At 34.7% G+C, this 15349-nt stretch carries 19 protein-coding genes; 8 read left to right on the top strand and 11 right to left on the bottom strand.

The window, feature by feature from the left end; all coding sequences use genetic code 11:
* Window positions 1-318: 318 nt before the first annotated feature.
* From AC27VX_RS18360 to AC27VX_RS18340, 5 genes are all read right to left on the bottom strand, one after another.
* Window positions 319-1812 carry a S41 family peptidase gene (locus AC27VX_RS18360; RefSeq protein WP_488697164.1) on the bottom strand — a complete coding sequence of 498 codons (1494 nt, stop codon included), beginning with the start codon at window positions 1810-1812 and terminating at the stop codon, window positions 319-321.
* Between the two features lie 263 nt (window positions 1813-2075).
* Window positions 2076-2501 carry a hypothetical protein gene (locus AC27VX_RS18355; protein ID WP_236855038.1) on the bottom strand — a complete coding sequence of 142 codons (426 nt, stop codon included), beginning with the start codon at window positions 2499-2501 and terminating at the stop codon, window positions 2076-2078.
* Window positions 2502-2559: 58 nt separating this feature from the next.
* Entirely contained in the window at window positions 2560-2997 is a 438-nt protein-coding gene (locus tag AC27VX_RS18350) for a hypothetical protein (RefSeq protein ID WP_236855039.1), read from the bottom strand.
* Window positions 2994-3599: an RNA polymerase sigma factor gene (locus AC27VX_RS18345; RefSeq protein WP_236855040.1), complete on the bottom strand. Its 606-nt coding sequence runs from the start codon at window positions 3597-3599 to the stop codon at window positions 2994-2996. The genes AC27VX_RS18350 and AC27VX_RS18345 overlap by 4 nt, the downstream gene beginning before the upstream one ends.
* A gap of 701 nt (window positions 3600-4300) precedes the next feature.
* Complete coding sequence (locus AC27VX_RS18340; protein ID WP_488697161.1) at window positions 4301-4792, bottom strand: ISL3 family transposase; 492 nt, start codon at window positions 4790-4792, stop codon at window positions 4301-4303.
* Between the two features lie 18 nt (window positions 4793-4810).
* Here AC27VX_RS18340 and AC27VX_RS18335 point away from each other — a divergent pair, with 18 nt between their 5' ends.
* From AC27VX_RS18335 to AC27VX_RS18305, 7 genes are all read left to right on the top strand, one after another.
* Window positions 4811-5380, top strand: a complete 570-nt coding sequence (locus tag AC27VX_RS18335) for an SdpA family antimicrobial peptide system protein (protein ID WP_236855042.1) — start codon at window positions 4811-4813, stop codon at window positions 5378-5380.
* A 1-nt stretch (window position 5381) separates the two neighbouring features.
* The gene (locus tag AC27VX_RS18330; RefSeq protein ID WP_488697159.1) at window positions 5382-6272 is read left to right on the top strand and encodes a sporulation-delaying protein SdpB family protein; all 891 of its coding nucleotides are present in this window, start codon (window positions 5382-5384) and stop codon (window positions 6270-6272) included.
* Window positions 6259-6462, top strand: a complete 204-nt coding sequence (locus tag AC27VX_RS18325; RefSeq protein WP_488697157.1) for a DUF5808 domain-containing protein — start codon at window positions 6259-6261, stop codon at window positions 6460-6462. Before AC27VX_RS18330 ends, AC27VX_RS18325 begins: the two co-directional genes overlap by 14 nt.
* Before the next feature lie 309 nt (window positions 6463-6771).
* Window positions 6772-6903 (top strand): hypothetical protein, encoded by a 132-nt coding sequence (locus tag AC27VX_RS18320; protein WP_262912474.1) that lies wholly within the window; start codon window positions 6772-6774, stop codon window positions 6901-6903.
* Window positions 6904-7711: 808 nt separating this feature from the next.
* Window positions 7712-8665: a serine hydrolase domain-containing protein gene (locus AC27VX_RS18315; RefSeq protein WP_488697155.1), complete on the top strand. Its 954-nt coding sequence runs from the start codon at window positions 7712-7714 to the stop codon at window positions 8663-8665.
* Window positions 8666-8805: 140 nt separating this feature from the next.
* Complete coding sequence (locus AC27VX_RS18310; protein WP_488697153.1) at window positions 8806-9039, top strand: hypothetical protein; 234 nt, start codon at window positions 8806-8808, stop codon at window positions 9037-9039.
* 328 nt (window positions 9040-9367) lie between these two features.
* Entirely contained in the window at window positions 9368-9799 is a 432-nt protein-coding gene (locus AC27VX_RS18305) for an SDR family oxidoreductase (protein ID WP_488697152.1), read from the top strand.
* Here the strand turns inward: AC27VX_RS18305 and AC27VX_RS18300 are convergent.
* The 4 genes from AC27VX_RS18300 to AC27VX_RS18285 all read right to left on the bottom strand — a co-directional run bounded on the left by AC27VX_RS18300 (window position 9748) and on the right by AC27VX_RS18285 (window position 12990).
* Window positions 9748-10416: a carboxymuconolactone decarboxylase family protein gene (locus AC27VX_RS18300; RefSeq protein ID WP_488697150.1), complete on the bottom strand. Its 669-nt coding sequence runs from the start codon at window positions 10414-10416 to the stop codon at window positions 9748-9750. The two genes, AC27VX_RS18305 and AC27VX_RS18300, sit on opposite strands and share 52 nt — an antisense overlap.
* 61 nt (window positions 10417-10477) lie before the next feature.
* The gene (locus tag AC27VX_RS18295; protein ID WP_488697148.1) at window positions 10478-10984 is read right to left on the bottom strand and encodes a (R)-mandelonitrile lyase; all 507 of its coding nucleotides are present in this window, start codon (window positions 10982-10984) and stop codon (window positions 10478-10480) included.
* Window positions 10985-11002: 18 nt separating this feature from the next.
* Window positions 11003-12199, bottom strand: a complete 1197-nt coding sequence (locus AC27VX_RS18290) for an aldo/keto reductase (RefSeq protein ID WP_488697146.1) — start codon at window positions 12197-12199, stop codon at window positions 11003-11005.
* Between the two features lie 29 nt (window positions 12200-12228).
* Window positions 12229-12990, bottom strand: a complete 762-nt coding sequence (locus AC27VX_RS18285; RefSeq protein WP_488697144.1) for an SDR family NAD(P)-dependent oxidoreductase — start codon at window positions 12988-12990, stop codon at window positions 12229-12231.
* 207 nt (window positions 12991-13197) lie between these two features.
* Here AC27VX_RS18285 and AC27VX_RS18280 point away from each other — a divergent pair, with 207 nt between their 5' ends.
* Complete coding sequence (locus AC27VX_RS18280; protein WP_488697142.1) at window positions 13198-14100, top strand: helix-turn-helix domain-containing protein; 903 nt, start codon at window positions 13198-13200, stop codon at window positions 14098-14100.
* A gap of 436 nt (window positions 14101-14536) precedes the next feature.
* On the opposite strand, the gene AC27VX_RS18275 is transcribed toward AC27VX_RS18280, so the two are convergent.
* Both AC27VX_RS18275 and AC27VX_RS18270 read right to left on the bottom strand, forming a co-directional pair.
* Window positions 14537-14863: a helix-turn-helix domain-containing protein gene (locus AC27VX_RS18275; protein WP_300687935.1), complete on the bottom strand. Its 327-nt coding sequence runs from the start codon at window positions 14861-14863 to the stop codon at window positions 14537-14539.
* A gap of 52 nt (window positions 14864-14915) precedes the next feature.
* Window positions 14916-15341 carry a transposase gene (locus AC27VX_RS18270; protein ID WP_488697140.1) on the bottom strand — a complete coding sequence of 142 codons (426 nt, stop codon included), beginning with the start codon at window positions 15339-15341 and terminating at the stop codon, window positions 14916-14918.
* Window positions 15342-15349: the final 8 nt, after the last annotated feature.

Below are 15349 nucleotides of genomic sequence, written 5' to 3'. Positions count from 1 at the left end.
CAAGTGGACGGATTTTTGACACCTGCATTACACAGTCTAATGACTCGGTTTTCATATTCTTCTTTTTGTAAGTCTGTGAATGTAGATTTTATAGGCTCTTTATATTTTTTGTCATCGGCATAATGCTGACTATAATAATAAGAACACATCTTGATATTACCAGTCTTCGCCACCTTCATCCGTTATTAGAAATGATGATAGCATCACCATCTTGAAGTGGAATGCATCCCAACATAATCAGTAATAACAATATCACATCAACTGTAAGCAAAATTCCCGCTGGCTCCGCCGTATCCTATTTCTTCATCTCTACAATGGTCAGGGATTAATGTGAAGCGAATCATTATCAAGAAGTTTCTTTGTAAATTCAAGTTCCGGGTCACGAGATTCTATCCTGTCCTTTATAGTGGGAGTTATATAGTAATTTGGGATTACTCCGCGGTCTTTGAATTTATAATCTTTTACAGCCATCATATATTTCATCAGTGGAATACCAATTTGCAATTTTGAATTTGGCAGCGTTAAGTTAGGTACCGAACCGGAAAAATTACCATAATAACCACCACCACTTTCCTCTCCGATGAAAACGGCAGAAGTATAGCTATGCAGCATTGAAAGGCATTCAGCAGTAGTGGAAAAACAGTCGCCATCAATAAGGATATACAATTGGCCTGAGAAATAGGGTAAACTATTTTTCTGCATTCCCACGTTGGGATGGTCGATCACATCATAAGTTCCTGCTTCATTCATTTTGATGGCTTCCTCAGGAATTTTCAGATCCGGTTCATCTGTATATTTGGTAAAATCAAATTCAGGTTTATTGATAGTTAAAGCACTGTAGTACAGAAAATCATGATCTGTAAAATATGAATACAGTATTTTGCCATATGCATCTGTACCTCCCAAGTTACCCCTCAGATCAAGAATTAGGTTTTTAATGTCTTTAGACTTAATAGTTTCAAAAGAAGATTTCATCAACTCAACAAAATCCATATTATTCTTCCTGTAATCTGCTTTATTAAAACTTGCGATTTTCAGATAAGCAGTGGAAGAATTAAGAACGTTGAATTTTGCTGGTAACTGCTCAATACCAGGATATTTGTCTTTACGAATTTTTAGAAGATTTTGATACTCTATTCCTTTTAAAGTGGTAATTTTTGTTTTCTTCCCTTGAAACGGAATATATTTTATTTTATAAGTATTTCTATACCCTTGAATATTGTATAAATATTGAGTCAATAAACCCGTACTTTCCAGACGCTTGTATTTATTGGTCTGGTTGTTGCCATCCGAAGTGCAGATCTTTAAGACGTCTCCGATAAAAGAGGAAACGGGTTGATTGTTGATCGAAATGACTTCTGCTCCCAATAATTCCTTATCGTTTAGAGTAGAATAATTTTTTTGAACATACATTTTACCTTTTGAAATAAAAGCTTGAAAAGGTATGGTACAGTCGCTTTTTTTCAGGAGGTCTTGTGTCTTTTCTGTGGGATAAACATCCATATGTCCGTCCTGCAACTGCATTACGATTTTACTGATGAACAGGAAAAATTTCCTTTCAGATATTTTCTTCTGAAGCTTTTTTTCGGATGAATCAAATAAAGAATCCGTATATCTTTTTGGATGATATCTGTTCATTCCCGGATATCCCTCTTCAAGAGCAGCTCTCAGTACTTTAAAATCCTGTTTCAGTTTTTCAGGAGCAATCATCGTTTCTCTTTCTTTGGTTTGTCCAAAGGAATACATACTTAATATTATCAACCCTATTGTCAGTATATTTTTTAATCGTATTGATTTTAAGATAGTGTTCATATTTTTTATACTTAATTTTTAATTAGTGGAGGAAGGCGTTTTTATATTATGTCAAATTCTGCATTTCACAGAAATGTTTCGCAAAAAGCAGGGTGAAATTCTATGTTTGTGTATTTATGATGTTCTGTTTTAATTTTTTTTGCCAATAACAAGCCTCTTCAATACAGTAAATCGATTGAATTGAAATATGGGGAAGGCAAAAAATTAAATTAGAACGATGATAGATTGAATAGTATTGCTAAACAATAGAATCTATTACAATACTAGGATTGATCCGTCATCTTTAAAAAGAAAAAATAGGAAATAAAACTCACGGCTAAACAAAATGCCAAAATAGCTACGGAATGCATACCTAACGGAAGTGTATAATTTATAATGGTAAATGCAAAGCCTAATCCGGCAAAAATGGCTACCCATTTTATAGTACTTTTCCTGCTCCCTTTTTCACTCTTTTGTAAAATAGAATTGATGATGGTTTCAGAAAGACCACTCGTAATTAGTTTATTTTTCAGCCTGTAATCCATCCAAAATTTGATGAGGCTTAAAATAGTAAAGGAAATTAAAGCAATCCCAATGAGTAGTCCTATCATGACCAAAATGTCTTTATCTATTGCCTGGGCAACATTATTGGAGGAAATACTCCCCGATTCTGAGAGGTTATATATGCTGGTTAATAACAATATTTTCATTTTAGTAATTTTAGTTGTAGTACATTAGACCAGTCAATTCTTATAATGTTGCAACAAATCAAGAAAATTTCATCTGCCGGTCAAAATTTCTTTTCATATCCATATATAAAAAACTGATTATAAAAACAGTAGGTATTAAAATCAGTAAAAAATTCAAGATAGAAATTGCTCCAAAAACAGTTGGAAAATAGTGATTGATCACAAAAATCAAAGTACACAAGAGTATCATTGAAATGCAGGACAATAAAGCGATAAAATATTTGTCTAACGACAAATATTTCCTCTGGGGTAATTGCTTAATAACAAGATCTGCAACATCAAAGTCAAACACAGGATTTGGTATCTCCTTTATTTCAGTAAATAATAATTGATAAAACTCGACTTCACTTTGACATTTTTGACATTGAAGAATATGCTTAGTAATCACATTATCGCAGTCAGCTTTGTTCAAGACATATTGTTGAATTTCGATTTCACTTAAGTGCATATTCTTCATAACTCTTCTCTTTTTCTAGTTAATAACAGACTTATTTTCAATGTTTTTCTAGCTCTAAACAAATAATTCTTGACTGTTCCTTCCGGAAGTTGTGTAATCTGTGATATTTCACTGTAACTTAATTCTTCCTGATGATAAAGATTAAGGAGAACTTTGTAAATGGGGGGAAGCTTTTCTATTTCTGTCGTCAAAATTTCTGAAAGTTCTTTTTGAAAAATTTGTTTTTCGGTTTCGTTATCCGAATTGATCTGCTGAGCTAACTTTTCCAAAACTTCCTCCTGCGTTTCATCCGAAAAATTATAATCCAACAATATCATCTTTTTCTTCTCCAGATAGTTTAGGCATGTATTATAAGCTATTTGGCCAATCCATGTAGAAAGTTTTGATTGAAATTTAAACTGTTTCAGATTCTTAAATGTTTTTAAATAAATATCCTGAGAAATATCTTTTCTGTCCTCAGTATTGGAAATCATTTTGAAAACGATTTGTGCTACCAACCTTTCCGTATTTCTTATAATTATGGAAAACGCAGAATGATCACCATCCAATACTTTTTCAAGCAGATATCTGTCGCTGGTTTTACTTCCATTATTATGATCCATATAATTCTTTATACAAGTAATTAGACAGACAATACATAAAATTGTTGCAGATTATTTTTTAAAATTTTACAAATAGTAATTATATTTTCTAATTTACATTTTTTTTCTAAATATAAATTGCTTAAATCTTGTAAAAGCAATAGCTTTTCAAACATCGGAAATTCTGAATCTTCTGCAACAAATAAATTATGATAACAATATATTTTAATGTACCAAGTTTCATTTTTACATAAATCCTATTAACTACATACAAATTAAATATTATTATTAAAATCATCTTAAAAAGAGAGAAACTAATCGAAGTAAAATAAAGTCAAACGATTCCAATTTCGATTGTTTCAAATATTTAAAATCATCTTGCAAAGAAATCGTAACTATAAAAAATTAAATTCTAAATTAGGAATTGCTAATTCCTGTTTAATTTGGCTCAAACGAATTAAATCATCGACAAAAGAGTTTGAATAGACGCTCGTCAAGGTCACTTAAGGAGACAACTATTTGATAGTTGTCTCTCTTTTTTTATGCATAAAAATCTCTATATCAAACTTTTACAGCCTGATATTTTATGGTTTGAATTTTTTGATGTAAAATCCCTAGCCCATCTGAAACAGACAGTCTAAAAGTGCTATATCAGAGATTTCATCGGTATTGAAGCGTAGTTTGAAATCCCATTAAGGTGGATCAGGTGCAAAAGTTGGGGGCTACGCAAAAAGTTTGGTTAATCTGAATAAAAAAAATGATCTGTCCTTCACCCCTCTGAGCTGCATCCTAAAGTTTTTGATTTTAGCATTGAAAGATTCAGCCGCTGCGTTAGTGCTTCTTTTATCAAAATAATTTAGAATATCTCTGTAATGGTGCATTATGGTCTTTCTTAAGGTGGAAAAAGAGGTAAAACCTGCTTCTTCAACATTTCTAAACCAATGCGCAAGTTTAGTCATAGCCACAGATTTTGTAATAGGCTGATTATAGATCTTTCTAAGGCCATCGGTTAATCCATACGCTTTTTCCAGATCAGGATATTGAGCAAAAAGGATGGAAGCTCTTTGCCTCTGGGACAGCGTCCATTTTTCCCGGCTCTTGTAAAGCAGATACCTGCTTCTTGCCAGAAGCTGTTTGCGGGAATCTCCATTTTCAAATACTTCCGTCTTTAAAATTTGCTCTTCAGAGGCTTCTTCAAGAGTCTTATTTTCCATTTCAAGGGCTTCCTAACGATGTTGGATCAGATGCAAAAGTTGGGGGCTAAGCAAAAAGGTTTCTTTTTTGTGTGTATATTTATTTTTAAGATATCGTCTGTCTATTTTGGTAACAGTCCTTTAAATAAAAGTAAAGAAACAAAAAAGAAATATATTTCATTTTTTCCACAGGGATGGGCTTTTTTTACAAAAGAACCAAGAGATCCCTTAATTTACTTGTTCTCTTTTTCAAATAATAAATTTGATAATGTTATTGATAAAAATTTTTCTCTAAATACTTTTTTAGGAGCTTCTAGAAAAAGTAGGATAATAAATGTAGAACTTCAAAAGATAGTTAATAAAATTATTACTGACTCGATAGAATATAGATCTGAAGAATTTTTAGGAATTAATGAATTAAAGAAAAATGTTATAAATAGAAATAATAATTTCACTAAAGTTTATATTGATAAGAAGTATATACCCGATATAAATAATGGAAAATATTTAATAGTTATCGAGGAGCCGCTTCCTTGGGCTTTACTTAGTAAAACTTCTAATTATAAAGCTAAATTTAAAATATATCCAATTCAAGTAGTAAAGAATTAAAATGAGAGAAGTTATTAATTATTTGGAAAATAATTTGATATTTAATCAAAAAATAATTTTAGCTAGATGCTTTCTAGCATTTGGAGCTCTCCTTATACTTTTTTTTAATGATTCATATGAGCTTTCTAATATAGATATAGGATTATTAGCTGATAGGATAGAAAATAATTTTTCTTTAAATTTTAGTATTTTTTCTTTCTTTTCTCCTCCTATTGCTAAAACAATATGCATCTTTATTTTATTATTTGTTTTTACAGGTTATCTACCTCAACTATCTTGTTTTTTACAAGCTTGGGTACATTTAAGTATTTGCAATTCATTTGTAATTGTTGAAGGGGGAGATCAGATTGCTTCAAATCTTTCATTATTGTTAATACCAGTTTGTTTATTTGACGCAAGAATTAATCAATGGAATAAAGAGAAACTTAATCCCTCTCTTTATTTAAAAAACAGAAATGTTTTTTTTGGAGTATATTATTTCTTAATAAGATTACAGGTTGCTGTTATATATCTTCATTCTGGAGTAGGTAAATTATACAAAGAAGATTGGAGAGATGGGACATGTCTTTATTATTGGCTTAATAATAATATTTTTGGAGCTCCAGATTTTATTTTAAAATTTGTAAATTTACTTACTTTAAGTTCATTTGCTCCAATTATTTCATGGTCTATAATTTTTTTAGAATTAGGATTATTTGCATGTATATTAGCTACAAATAAAAGAATATTAATGCTTTTCTTTTTTCTAGGAATTTTATTTCATTTTAGTATATTTATATTACATGGTCTTATTTCTTTTATGTTTCCAATGATAGGAGCATTAATACTATATTTAGATAAAAATAACTATGTATTTAATTATTTAAAAACATTATATTATGAACGAAGATAATGAAGATAATGAAGATAACTGGAAATTTGGAATCTTTTATTATAATAAAGATGATAAAAGGCTCTTTCCTCCTAAAAGGAATAAATTTTTAGGTTGGACTGTTAATTTTGCTAATCCTTATTCTATTTTAGCAATGATTCTTGCAATTGCATTGGTAATATTAGTGGCGGAAACTTTAAAAAAAATGTAATTTTTTTTAAATGACTTTTACAGATTTATGAAAACTATCTTTATAGATCATGATGGCTTCAAACCAAAAATAGTAAAAATTATTCTATTTTTGGTTTGAAGCCAATTTATCACAAATTATATTTTACTTTCATACCAATATATCCCAGATGCAAATCTGGCGTTAGCACCGAACCACGTATAAATCAAGCATAATATTAAGTCTATCGGTTGGTTCAATACAGAGCTTACAAGTGGTATTTTTCCAATCGATGTTTGGCTATCGGCATTAGGGTTTATTCATTTAGATGCCATTAAAAACGGTGTGTTTATGAAAGCCCTGAACAATAAAGAAAGTCTTACCCTATTATTGGTAGATTTGGCAAATTCCTACAATAGAAGTTTCCCAGATAATGACGGAAGCTTCCCTTTGAAATGTGCTTCTTTTATCAAAATAATTTAGAATATCTCTGTAATGGTGCATTATGGTCTTTCTTCAAAATAAATATGAAGTTCAGCAGAATGTTCTTCTGCTTTGAGGATATCAAAGTGTTCAACTAGAAATTCTGGAAGTAAAAATTTAAGAAGGTTGTAATCGCTTAGCATAAGACAAAGATACCACCACTAAACATTCCCCCCAACTTTTGAGACTGATCCAAATCGGATCAGGTGCAAAAGTTGGGGGCTAAGCAAAAAGTTTGGTTAATCTGAATAGGAAAAACGATCTGTCCTTTATATTCTACAGTAATGAACTCTTAGCATTTGATAAACGTTTTTTATAATTTTTCTACTTCAATTTTTGGAATATTACTTTACTTAGAATGTTCTTCTACTTGATCCAAGGAAATTTCTTCATAAGCTCTCAATAAAGCATTAGCAGCTATTCTTTCATTCCAATATCACCCTTCAATTACCTATGAAAGTAGATTTTTCGAGTCTACATAGGCATATCATAGTACCATAGAATCGTTGGAATGGCAATCAATAGACTTCAATATTCCGTAATATAGAATATGAGAATTTTTTTGACTTTTAATCAACATCTTTTAGTATCAAATTATTTGTTAATTTTAAACTATTGAAAACCAGTATTATTTAAAAAATATTAAACTTAACACTGTCCTTGTTGCTGCCTTTTGTTTCAATTCACAAAACCTAAAAAGCATATGAAACTTAAAATAAATTGTTTCCTTTTAATTGTAATCTTATCAATATCCAACAGTTATGGACAAATACGGTCAATAAGCGGAAAAATAATTAATAAAGAATCTATGAACAGATTCTTGCAAAGACAGGTTGATAGTCTAAATATGCCTGGACTTTCCATAGCCTTTATTAATAATGGTAAAATTGTGTATAGCAACGAATACGGTTATGCTGATATTGAGAACAAGATAAAAGTAAAATCTAATACCATTTTTGAAGCGGCTTCTCTCAGCAAGACAGCTTTCGCTTATTTTATACTTAAATTGGTGGATAAAGGCATTCTAAACCTGGATACTCCCCTATACACCTACCTAAGAAATAAAGATCTTGAATATGATGAAAGATATAAGCTTATTACAGCCAGAATGGTGCTTTCCCACACTACAGGCATGCCTAACTGGAGACAAGGCAATTTGGAGCTGAAATTTACTCCTGGGACAGAGTTTTCGTATTCAGGAGAAGCTTACCAATATTTAGTGGCTGTTGTTGGTCATTTAATGAATAAAACCCCGAAGGAACTCGATCAGGAATTTTACAATCAAGTAGGCAAGCCACTTAAAATGAAGCATGCTTATTATTATTGGAATGATTATATAAGCGAACACAGAGCCGCGGGGTATAAAGAAGATAAAGGGGTCAATAAAAAACAGGAAATAAACAAAATGGAAGATTTTGGAGCGGCCGGATCGCTCAGGACGAATGCAATTGACTATGCCAATTTTATGATTGGTATAATGAACGGAAAAGGACTTTCTAAGAATATGATTAAAGAAATGTTTAAAGAACAGACAAAAGTACCCGACTGGAAAAGTACAGATGCTTGGGGACTTGGGATAAGTATGAAGAAAACAAAATATGGAATGCGGTATATGCACAGTGGAGACAATGGTGATTTTACGGCTTATTTCATCATGAATAGGGAGAAAAAGGCAGGGTTTATCTTCCTTACTAATTGCGAGAAGGCCAGAGCTCTATTTCAAAAGCTTGAACCTTACTTTATAGAAGGAAGTATTAACTAATCCCATGAAATGCAGGTGCGAGCAAAACCTGCTTTATTTTTTTTAAAGGGATTTTCCCGTAAAGTGTGTAATTAAAAAATATTGAATTTAAGGTTTAATGATATGTTGTAAATCTCTCCTTCTTCTAATGTACTGTATTGATGAAGATCTATAACGGTGAGCCATTCCATGATAAAATCTTTAAATTTATTTTAATTGCCCAGGCCTGTATTTCAAGGATTACAGGTTTCAGAATTTTTCCTTTTGGGGTTAAAGAATATTCAACGGCCGGTGGTATAGCAGCGAAGACCATACGCTTTATTCTTCTTCTTTCTTACAACATTTTAAGGTCCTTATCAGCGGACGAAGGACCCATAAAGGCAAAGAAGAAATGAAGGAAATTGAAGCTGTTGCGGCAGACGTGCAAGAATCCTCTTTATTCAGAATGACGTTACCAGGGAAGCTTAGGTAAAGGCGATGATAGAAAAGATTGTAGAAACCTCCGGTAGTCTCGATTACGCTGTAAACAATGCCGGGCTATTTAACGAAAGACCTTTGACAATTGAGATGCGAACTGCTTTAAAGCAATGATAGATACTAATATTTTAGGTGTTTATTATTGCTTAAAATATGAAATAGTATAAATGCTGAAACAGGGCAAAAGTACAATCGTAAACCCTCCATCGTTTGGCTTAACGGCATTATTCCATTTACCGGAACTTATTGTGCTATAAACACGCCGTAGTCGGATTGACAAAATCGGCAGCGCCCGATCATGCTCAACAGGGCATTCGTGTAAATGGTATGGTGCAAGGGGCAGCAAGAACAGCAATTATTACCAAAAATCCGGAGGGCGAAGCTGAAAATTATAATGAAGAACGAATTACTGCCATATTCCCAATGTACCTTGTAGCCAATCCCAGCGAAATTACATGGCTTTTAGCCGATGAAGCTAGCCTTGTTACCGGGCATATTTTGAGCATTTCTAGGGGTATTACCAGGCGAAATAAAAAAATAGTCAGTGTCAGTGTGGCTCTAATAGTGATTTTTGTGACGATCAATAAGATTATCACATCTTCTATCATTCCCGATCTAGTCTGTTTTTACTTTGTAGATATGGTATTTGACAATATTTTTTTTGCAAGATCGGCCTGATGCCTGCTGATACATTTTCCTACGATGTTAAAAGCCTCTATTAACTGATTTTCCGTTAGACCTGTATTCATCCCCATGCTGATATGAGACTGCAACTGCGATTCTACTCCGGTCATTGAAGCCAAAGCGGAAATTGTCACCAATTCCCTTTGCTGATAGGTAAGGACATCGCTCTCGAAAATATCGGCAAACAGATGTTCTTTCAAAAAAGCATCAATACGAGGTGCGAACTCCCCAAAACCGGGAGCTGGTTTTGACTGCGGAATTTTGGTTAATGTTTCCAAAACTTTTCTCCCCTGTTCGTACTTATCAGCTGTATCGTTTTCAATTACAATCTGCTTACCTAAACTATCAATAATACCTTTTGATTTCCTTTCGTCTAGGATTATTTTAAACGTATTGAGAGCATTCAGGCTTCTTGGAAAGCCACAATAAGCATAAAGTTGTACTAATACCTCTTTTATTTCATTGATAGTAATCCCTGCATCCAGTCCATTATTTAGCTGACCTTTTAGCTTTTCCAGATCGCCCGTTGCCGTTAATGCTGAAATGCTTACAATACTTTGCTGTTGGGTACTTAGTATATTTTCGTTAACTGTTCGATATTGTGCGTTCATGGTGCTGATATTTAGGATTAAACAAAAAAATAATAAATATTTAAGTAATATATTCATTGAACTATTTTTTATTCACCTCCTGATATTCCACATCGGTTACGGGCTTGAGCCAGGTTACATTTTCTTCGCCCTGATAGTTCGTAATGGCAATATGTACCATCTTGGTATTTGCCGACGCGCCGTGCCAATGCTCCACATTTTCAGGAATGTTGATTACATCACCTTTTTTTATAGGCTTTGCAGGTTTTCCTTTTTCCTGATACCAGCCCTTACCCTCCGTAACAATCAATATCTGTCCTTTTGGGTGGGTATGCCAAAGTGTTCTTGCACCCGGCTCAAAGGTTACACTACCCAATGCGAAATCGTTGTTCTTGTCCTTGGCCAATAATGGGTGTATAAAAGCATCGCCGGTAAACCAGTCCTTTGGGGCAGCATTACCTTTTGAAAAAATTGAAGTGTTTTGTGTTGTCATAATACTTTTTTGATTTTTGTGATTACTACAGGAATATAAAGCAAAAATGATGCTTACACCGATAATTAATCTTGATATATTTTTAATATAATTCATATTTATTTTTTGAAATTACTATTTGCTTTCCACCTGCTTCTGCTCTGAGGCAGGGTAACGGTCGCCAATGATAGGAATTTTTGCCACTGCTGTTTCAAGCTCATTCCATTCCTGTTGTGAAAAAGTAAAATCCAACGTTCTTAGGTTTTCTTCCAGGTGCGCTAGTTTGGTCGTTCCCGGAATAGGAACAATATATGGGGCTTTTTGCAGCAACCACCCCAATGCTACCTGGCTGCTAGTAATGCCTCTTGTACGTCCGAACTCGTTGAGTTCTTCCACAATTCTAAGATTGGACCGTATCGCTTCCGGTGTAAACCGTGGCAGGATATTACGATTATCATTACCGGAATTAAAACTGGTGTACTCGTTAATGGCTCCAGTCAGAAAACCACGGTTCAAAGGACTGTACGGTACAAAACCGATACCCAATTCTTCACATACGGGCAATACTTCTTTTTCCACCTCACGCCACATCAAATGGTATTCGCTCTGTATAGCAGTAACAGGCTGTACGGCGTGTACCTTGCGAATAGTTGCCGCTCCGACCTCACAAAGTCCAAAATGTTTCACTTTCCCCTCAGTAATCAGGTCTTTAACCGTTCCTGCTACATCCTCAATGGGTATATTAGGATCAGGACGGTGCTGGTACAGCAATTCTATCACATCAATATTCAGGCGTTTCAACGATGCTTCTACCATTTCACGGATACGTTCAGGTCGGCTGTTTGCTCCGGCGGGCATTTCGTTGATTTTGTTTCCGGTATAATTGAACCCGAATTTTGTGGTAATGGCAATCTTATCCTTGAAGCCGCTCAATGCTTTGCCTGCCAGTTCTTCGTTGAAAAAAGGTCCGTAAGTTTCTGCGGTATCAAAAAGGGTAATGCCACGTTCCACTACCTGATGAGCAAGTTTTATCATTGCTTTTTCATCGGGATGGGTACCGCGATGGTAATTCATTCCCATTACACCAAAGCCCAATGCCGAAACTTCCATTGCGGCAGAGCCCTTTCCTAAAGTACGGCGCACAGTAATAGCAGGCATATTGTTTTCATTTTGACTATCATTTGAAGATGTTGCTTTCTTTTCTGTACAGCCTGGTACCAATATGGCAGGAACACAGGCTGCTGCTCCTAAAAGGACCGAACTCTTTAAGAAGTCCCGGCGATTGAACGGTGTACTATTTTTAATGTTCTGAAGTTCTTTTTCATTTTTCATATTGTTATTTTTATGTGTTCATTGGTGGACTATTGAATACTATAACCGCCATCTACGACCAAAGTATGGCCAACTATCAGGCTTGCCGCATCACTGTACAGGAATACCACAGCACTGGCTATCTCTTCCGGCCTTCCCAGACGACCGACTGGAACAGCTGCTAACATTGCATCCAGCGCATCCTGCTGACCACCCGCCATCATTTTATCGGCCATTGGCGTGTGGATCAGTCCCGGGCAGATTGAATTGATTCGGATTCCAGTAGACGCATATTCTAAGGCAGCACTTTTGGTAAGCCCAATTACACCGTGCTTGGCTGCGTGGTACGTTCCTCTCTGTGCCCCGCCTAAAATGCCACCAATGGAAGAACAGTTCACAATAGCCCCGTTACCCTGTTTACGCATGTGCTGCAATTCGTATTTCATACAGCTCCATACTCCCCGCAGATTAACCCCTGTAACCCTGTCAAAATCTTCACTCGTCTGATCCGCCGCGTCCGCCAGTTCATTTTGAATTCCCGCATTGTTATAGGCTGCATCGAGTCTTCCGAATGTTGCCACTGTTTTATCAACCATTGCCTTTACCTGCCCATCATCTGAAACATCACAGACAATTGCGAGAGTTTTATAACCTTCTGCTGCCAACTGCTCTGCTGCCAGGCTCACCAAATCTTTATCATAATCGGCTAACGCTACCGATGCGCCAGCCTCGGCGAATGCTTTTGCAGTGGCAAACCCGATCCCCTGTGCCGCTCCTGTAATTAGAACAACTTTATCTTCCATCAGTTTCATAATCAATTCTTTGTTTAATATCAAAATTCTGTTGTTACCGTGATTTTTATCACGCTATAACTTTACAGTACAAAGTTCCTACCTTATGGATATAAATTACTTATACAAACCACGGATTGTGCTACCATTTTCACTGATTTGCACCGATTTAGCAATAGGGGGAAAAATAAACGGTAAATTTGTATTGGTTTTTTAAGTGTAAATAGAATGGACGAAATTTTAAGAATTAATACAGTAAGCCAGCACGATACTTTTTATCATAAGGAAAATTTGCATCCATTGGTAAGCATTATGGATTTTGACGGTAGAGTGCCGGAAATCTATGCGTCCAAAATGAATTTTGGTTTTTATGCCGTGTATCTGAAGGAAGTGATGTGCGGCGATATGAAATACGGTAAGCATACCTATGACTATCAGGACCGGACATTAGTTTTTGTTGCCCCCGGACAAATCATCAACGTGGATATTAACAAGGATTATAAACCGCAGGGCTACGCTTTGCTGTTTCATCCCGATTTGATACGTGGTACATCTTTGGGCAGGCACATAGATGATTATACGTTCTTTTCTTACCAATCCAGTGAAGCGCTACACTTATCTGAAAGAGAAAGAAAAATTGTTTTAGACTGTTTTGATAAAATCAGCTATGAATTGGAACGTGGGATGGACAAACATAGCAAAATGCTGATTGTTGACAATATTGAATTATTCTTAAACTATTGCATACGTTTTTATGACCGTCAATTCATTTCAAGAAATGATGCCAATACTGATCTATTAGCTAAGTTTGAAAGACTGCTAAGTGAGTATTTCCAATCGGATAAACCACAAACAATAGGCCTGCCTTCTGTTGCGTGGAGTGCTGAACGGCTCCATCTTTCCAGTAATTATTTCGGTGATCTCATAAAAAAGGAAACGGGAAAAACGGCACTGGAATATATCCAATTAAAGATCATGGATCTGGCTAAGCAGAAGATACTGGATACCAATAAAACGATCAACGAGATTGCTTACGAATTAGGGTTTAAATACCCAGCGCACTTTACAAGGTCTTTTAAGAAGAACACAGGTACCACACCTAATGAATATAGAAATGTGAACTTGAATTAATACTTAGCCCTGCATACTACAGTTGGTATGGCGGAGCATAAAGAAAATAAAGCTGCACTTATATATTCGGGAGTTAGGTTAGATGTTAAGGGTGAGGGCAAAGAGCATAATACTGTTGAGGTACTAAATTTATGCACTCATTTGGACTCAACAAATCATTAAAAAACGAGTTTGGATACCCTGCTGTCAGGTTCACCAACAGCCAAATGGCGCCAACTGTCTTCAGTTAGCGCCATTTTTAAGTATAAAAAACTATAGACAAAAAAGTTATACAGCCATGCTCTCCCCCATTTTCAAATAGGTCTTAAATACTTTCTCCGTGTTTCATTAATATTATGATGGATGTTTATCAACAGGTGTCACAATTGTTGAGTATCCAAATGCAAGATATCAGGAAAGTCTTCACAACCACCTAAAGATACTGGCTATTTACACATTACAAAAATATTTTCCTCCATTTGGTCATTGAATTTTTGCTTAATCCAAAGTGTTTGGCTACCTGGGAATTATTCATCTTATGTGTTTTCTGATAATCCAGGATCTGTATAATATCAGATTTGTTGTATGAACGGTGTTTTTGGTTTTGTTTACTGGTCTCTTTAGCCTTTGCGCCGAAAATTTTTTTATTGAGTTCTAAAATATCAATTACCGACAGGTATTTTTTTCTTAATAGTTTTTCACATTCCTCCTTCTTATGAGGAAAGCTCCGAATAATAATATCAGAATAGATTCGATGATAGTTTGGCTGACTGTATTTTTCCATCTTTAGTGCATGTTAGTTCAATTTATTGTTTTCAATACGGTATCTTCTGATTTTATACCGTACTGTATTTACTTATCCATCTATTTAAGGTACTGTTGGGTATCCCATATTCATCTACGATCTGCCGTCTGGTTTTCTCTCCCGCTTTCATGAGTTCGAGTATAAATGCGATAATCTCCTGTGTATAAATGCTTTTTCTGAATTTCGGCAATTTTGATCCCTCTGTTCCATGAGTTACTGCCGAAGGAGGTGCATACAATATCAGATGCTGGGAATAAATCCTGAAGAAATCATATTCAAGAAGTTTACTCCACCGCATCAGAATGTTGGTAGGAAGGTCTTCCTGCAAATACATTGCATTCACTTCATTTTCTGTACAGTCCAAAAAGCGACATATACGTTGCAGATCTATTTTATTTTCCGAAACTCTAAAATGGATCAGTTTGCCAATATGAATATTTTTGAAATTTGTAATCATTTTTTTAA

This window comes from Chryseobacterium sp. 14P4.3.2 (assembly GCF_057799275.1).
The sequence above is the reverse complement of the archived record's forward strand: the minus strand, read 5'-3'. Positions and strand labels throughout refer to the sequence as shown.

Coding starts and splice junctions, on each gene's coding strand:
- AC27VX_RS18360 (WP_488697164.1), bottom strand. CDS start 1,812: ATGAACACTATCTTAAAATCAATACGATTAAAAAATATACTGACAATA.
- AC27VX_RS18355 (WP_236855038.1), bottom strand. CDS start 2,501: ATGAAAATATTGTTATTAACCAGCATATATAACCTCTCAGAATCGGGG.
- AC27VX_RS18350 (WP_236855039.1), bottom strand. CDS start 2,997: ATGAAGAATATGCACTTAAGTGAAATCGAAATTCAACAATATGTCTTG.
- AC27VX_RS18345 (WP_236855040.1), bottom strand. CDS start 3,599: ATGGATCATAATAATGGAAGTAAAACCAGCGACAGATATCTGCTTGAA.
- AC27VX_RS18340 (WP_488697161.1), bottom strand. CDS start 4,792: ATGGAAAATAAGACTCTTGAAGAAGCCTCTGAAGAGCAAATTTTAAAG.
- AC27VX_RS18335 (WP_236855042.1), top strand. CDS start 4,811: ATGTTGGATCAGATGCAAAAGTTGGGGGCTAAGCAAAAAGGTTTCTTT.
- AC27VX_RS18330 (WP_488697159.1), top strand. CDS start 5,382: ATGAGAGAAGTTATTAATTATTTGGAAAATAATTTGATATTTAATCAA.
- AC27VX_RS18325 (WP_488697157.1), top strand. CDS start 6,259: ATGAACGAAGATAATGAAGATAATGAAGATAACTGGAAATTTGGAATC.
- AC27VX_RS18320 (WP_262912474.1), top strand. CDS start 6,772: ATGAAAGCCCTGAACAATAAAGAAAGTCTTACCCTATTATTGGTAGAT.
- AC27VX_RS18315 (WP_488697155.1), top strand. CDS start 7,712: ATGAACAGATTCTTGCAAAGACAGGTTGATAGTCTAAATATGCCTGGA.
- AC27VX_RS18310 (WP_488697153.1), top strand. CDS start 8,806: ATGAAGATCTATAACGGTGAGCCATTCCATGATAAAATCTTTAAATTT.
- AC27VX_RS18300 (WP_488697150.1), bottom strand. CDS start 10,416: ATGAACGCACAATATCGAACAGTTAACGAAAATATACTAAGTACCCAA.
- AC27VX_RS18295 (WP_488697148.1), bottom strand. CDS start 10,984: ATGAATTATATTAAAAATATATCAAGATTAATTATCGGTGTAAGCATC.
- AC27VX_RS18290 (WP_488697146.1), bottom strand. CDS start 12,199: ATGAAAAATGAAAAAGAACTTCAGAACATTAAAAATAGTACACCGTTC.
- AC27VX_RS18285 (WP_488697144.1), bottom strand. CDS start 12,990: ATGAAACTGATGGAAGATAAAGTTGTTCTAATTACAGGAGCGGCACAG.
- AC27VX_RS18280 (WP_488697142.1), top strand. CDS start 13,198: ATGGACGAAATTTTAAGAATTAATACAGTAAGCCAGCACGATACTTTT.
- AC27VX_RS18275 (WP_300687935.1), bottom strand. CDS start 14,863: ATGGAAAAATACAGTCAGCCAAACTATCATCGAATCTATTCTGATATT.
- AC27VX_RS18270 (WP_488697140.1), bottom strand. CDS start 15,341: ATGATTACAAATTTCAAAAATATTCATATTGGCAAACTGATCCATTTT.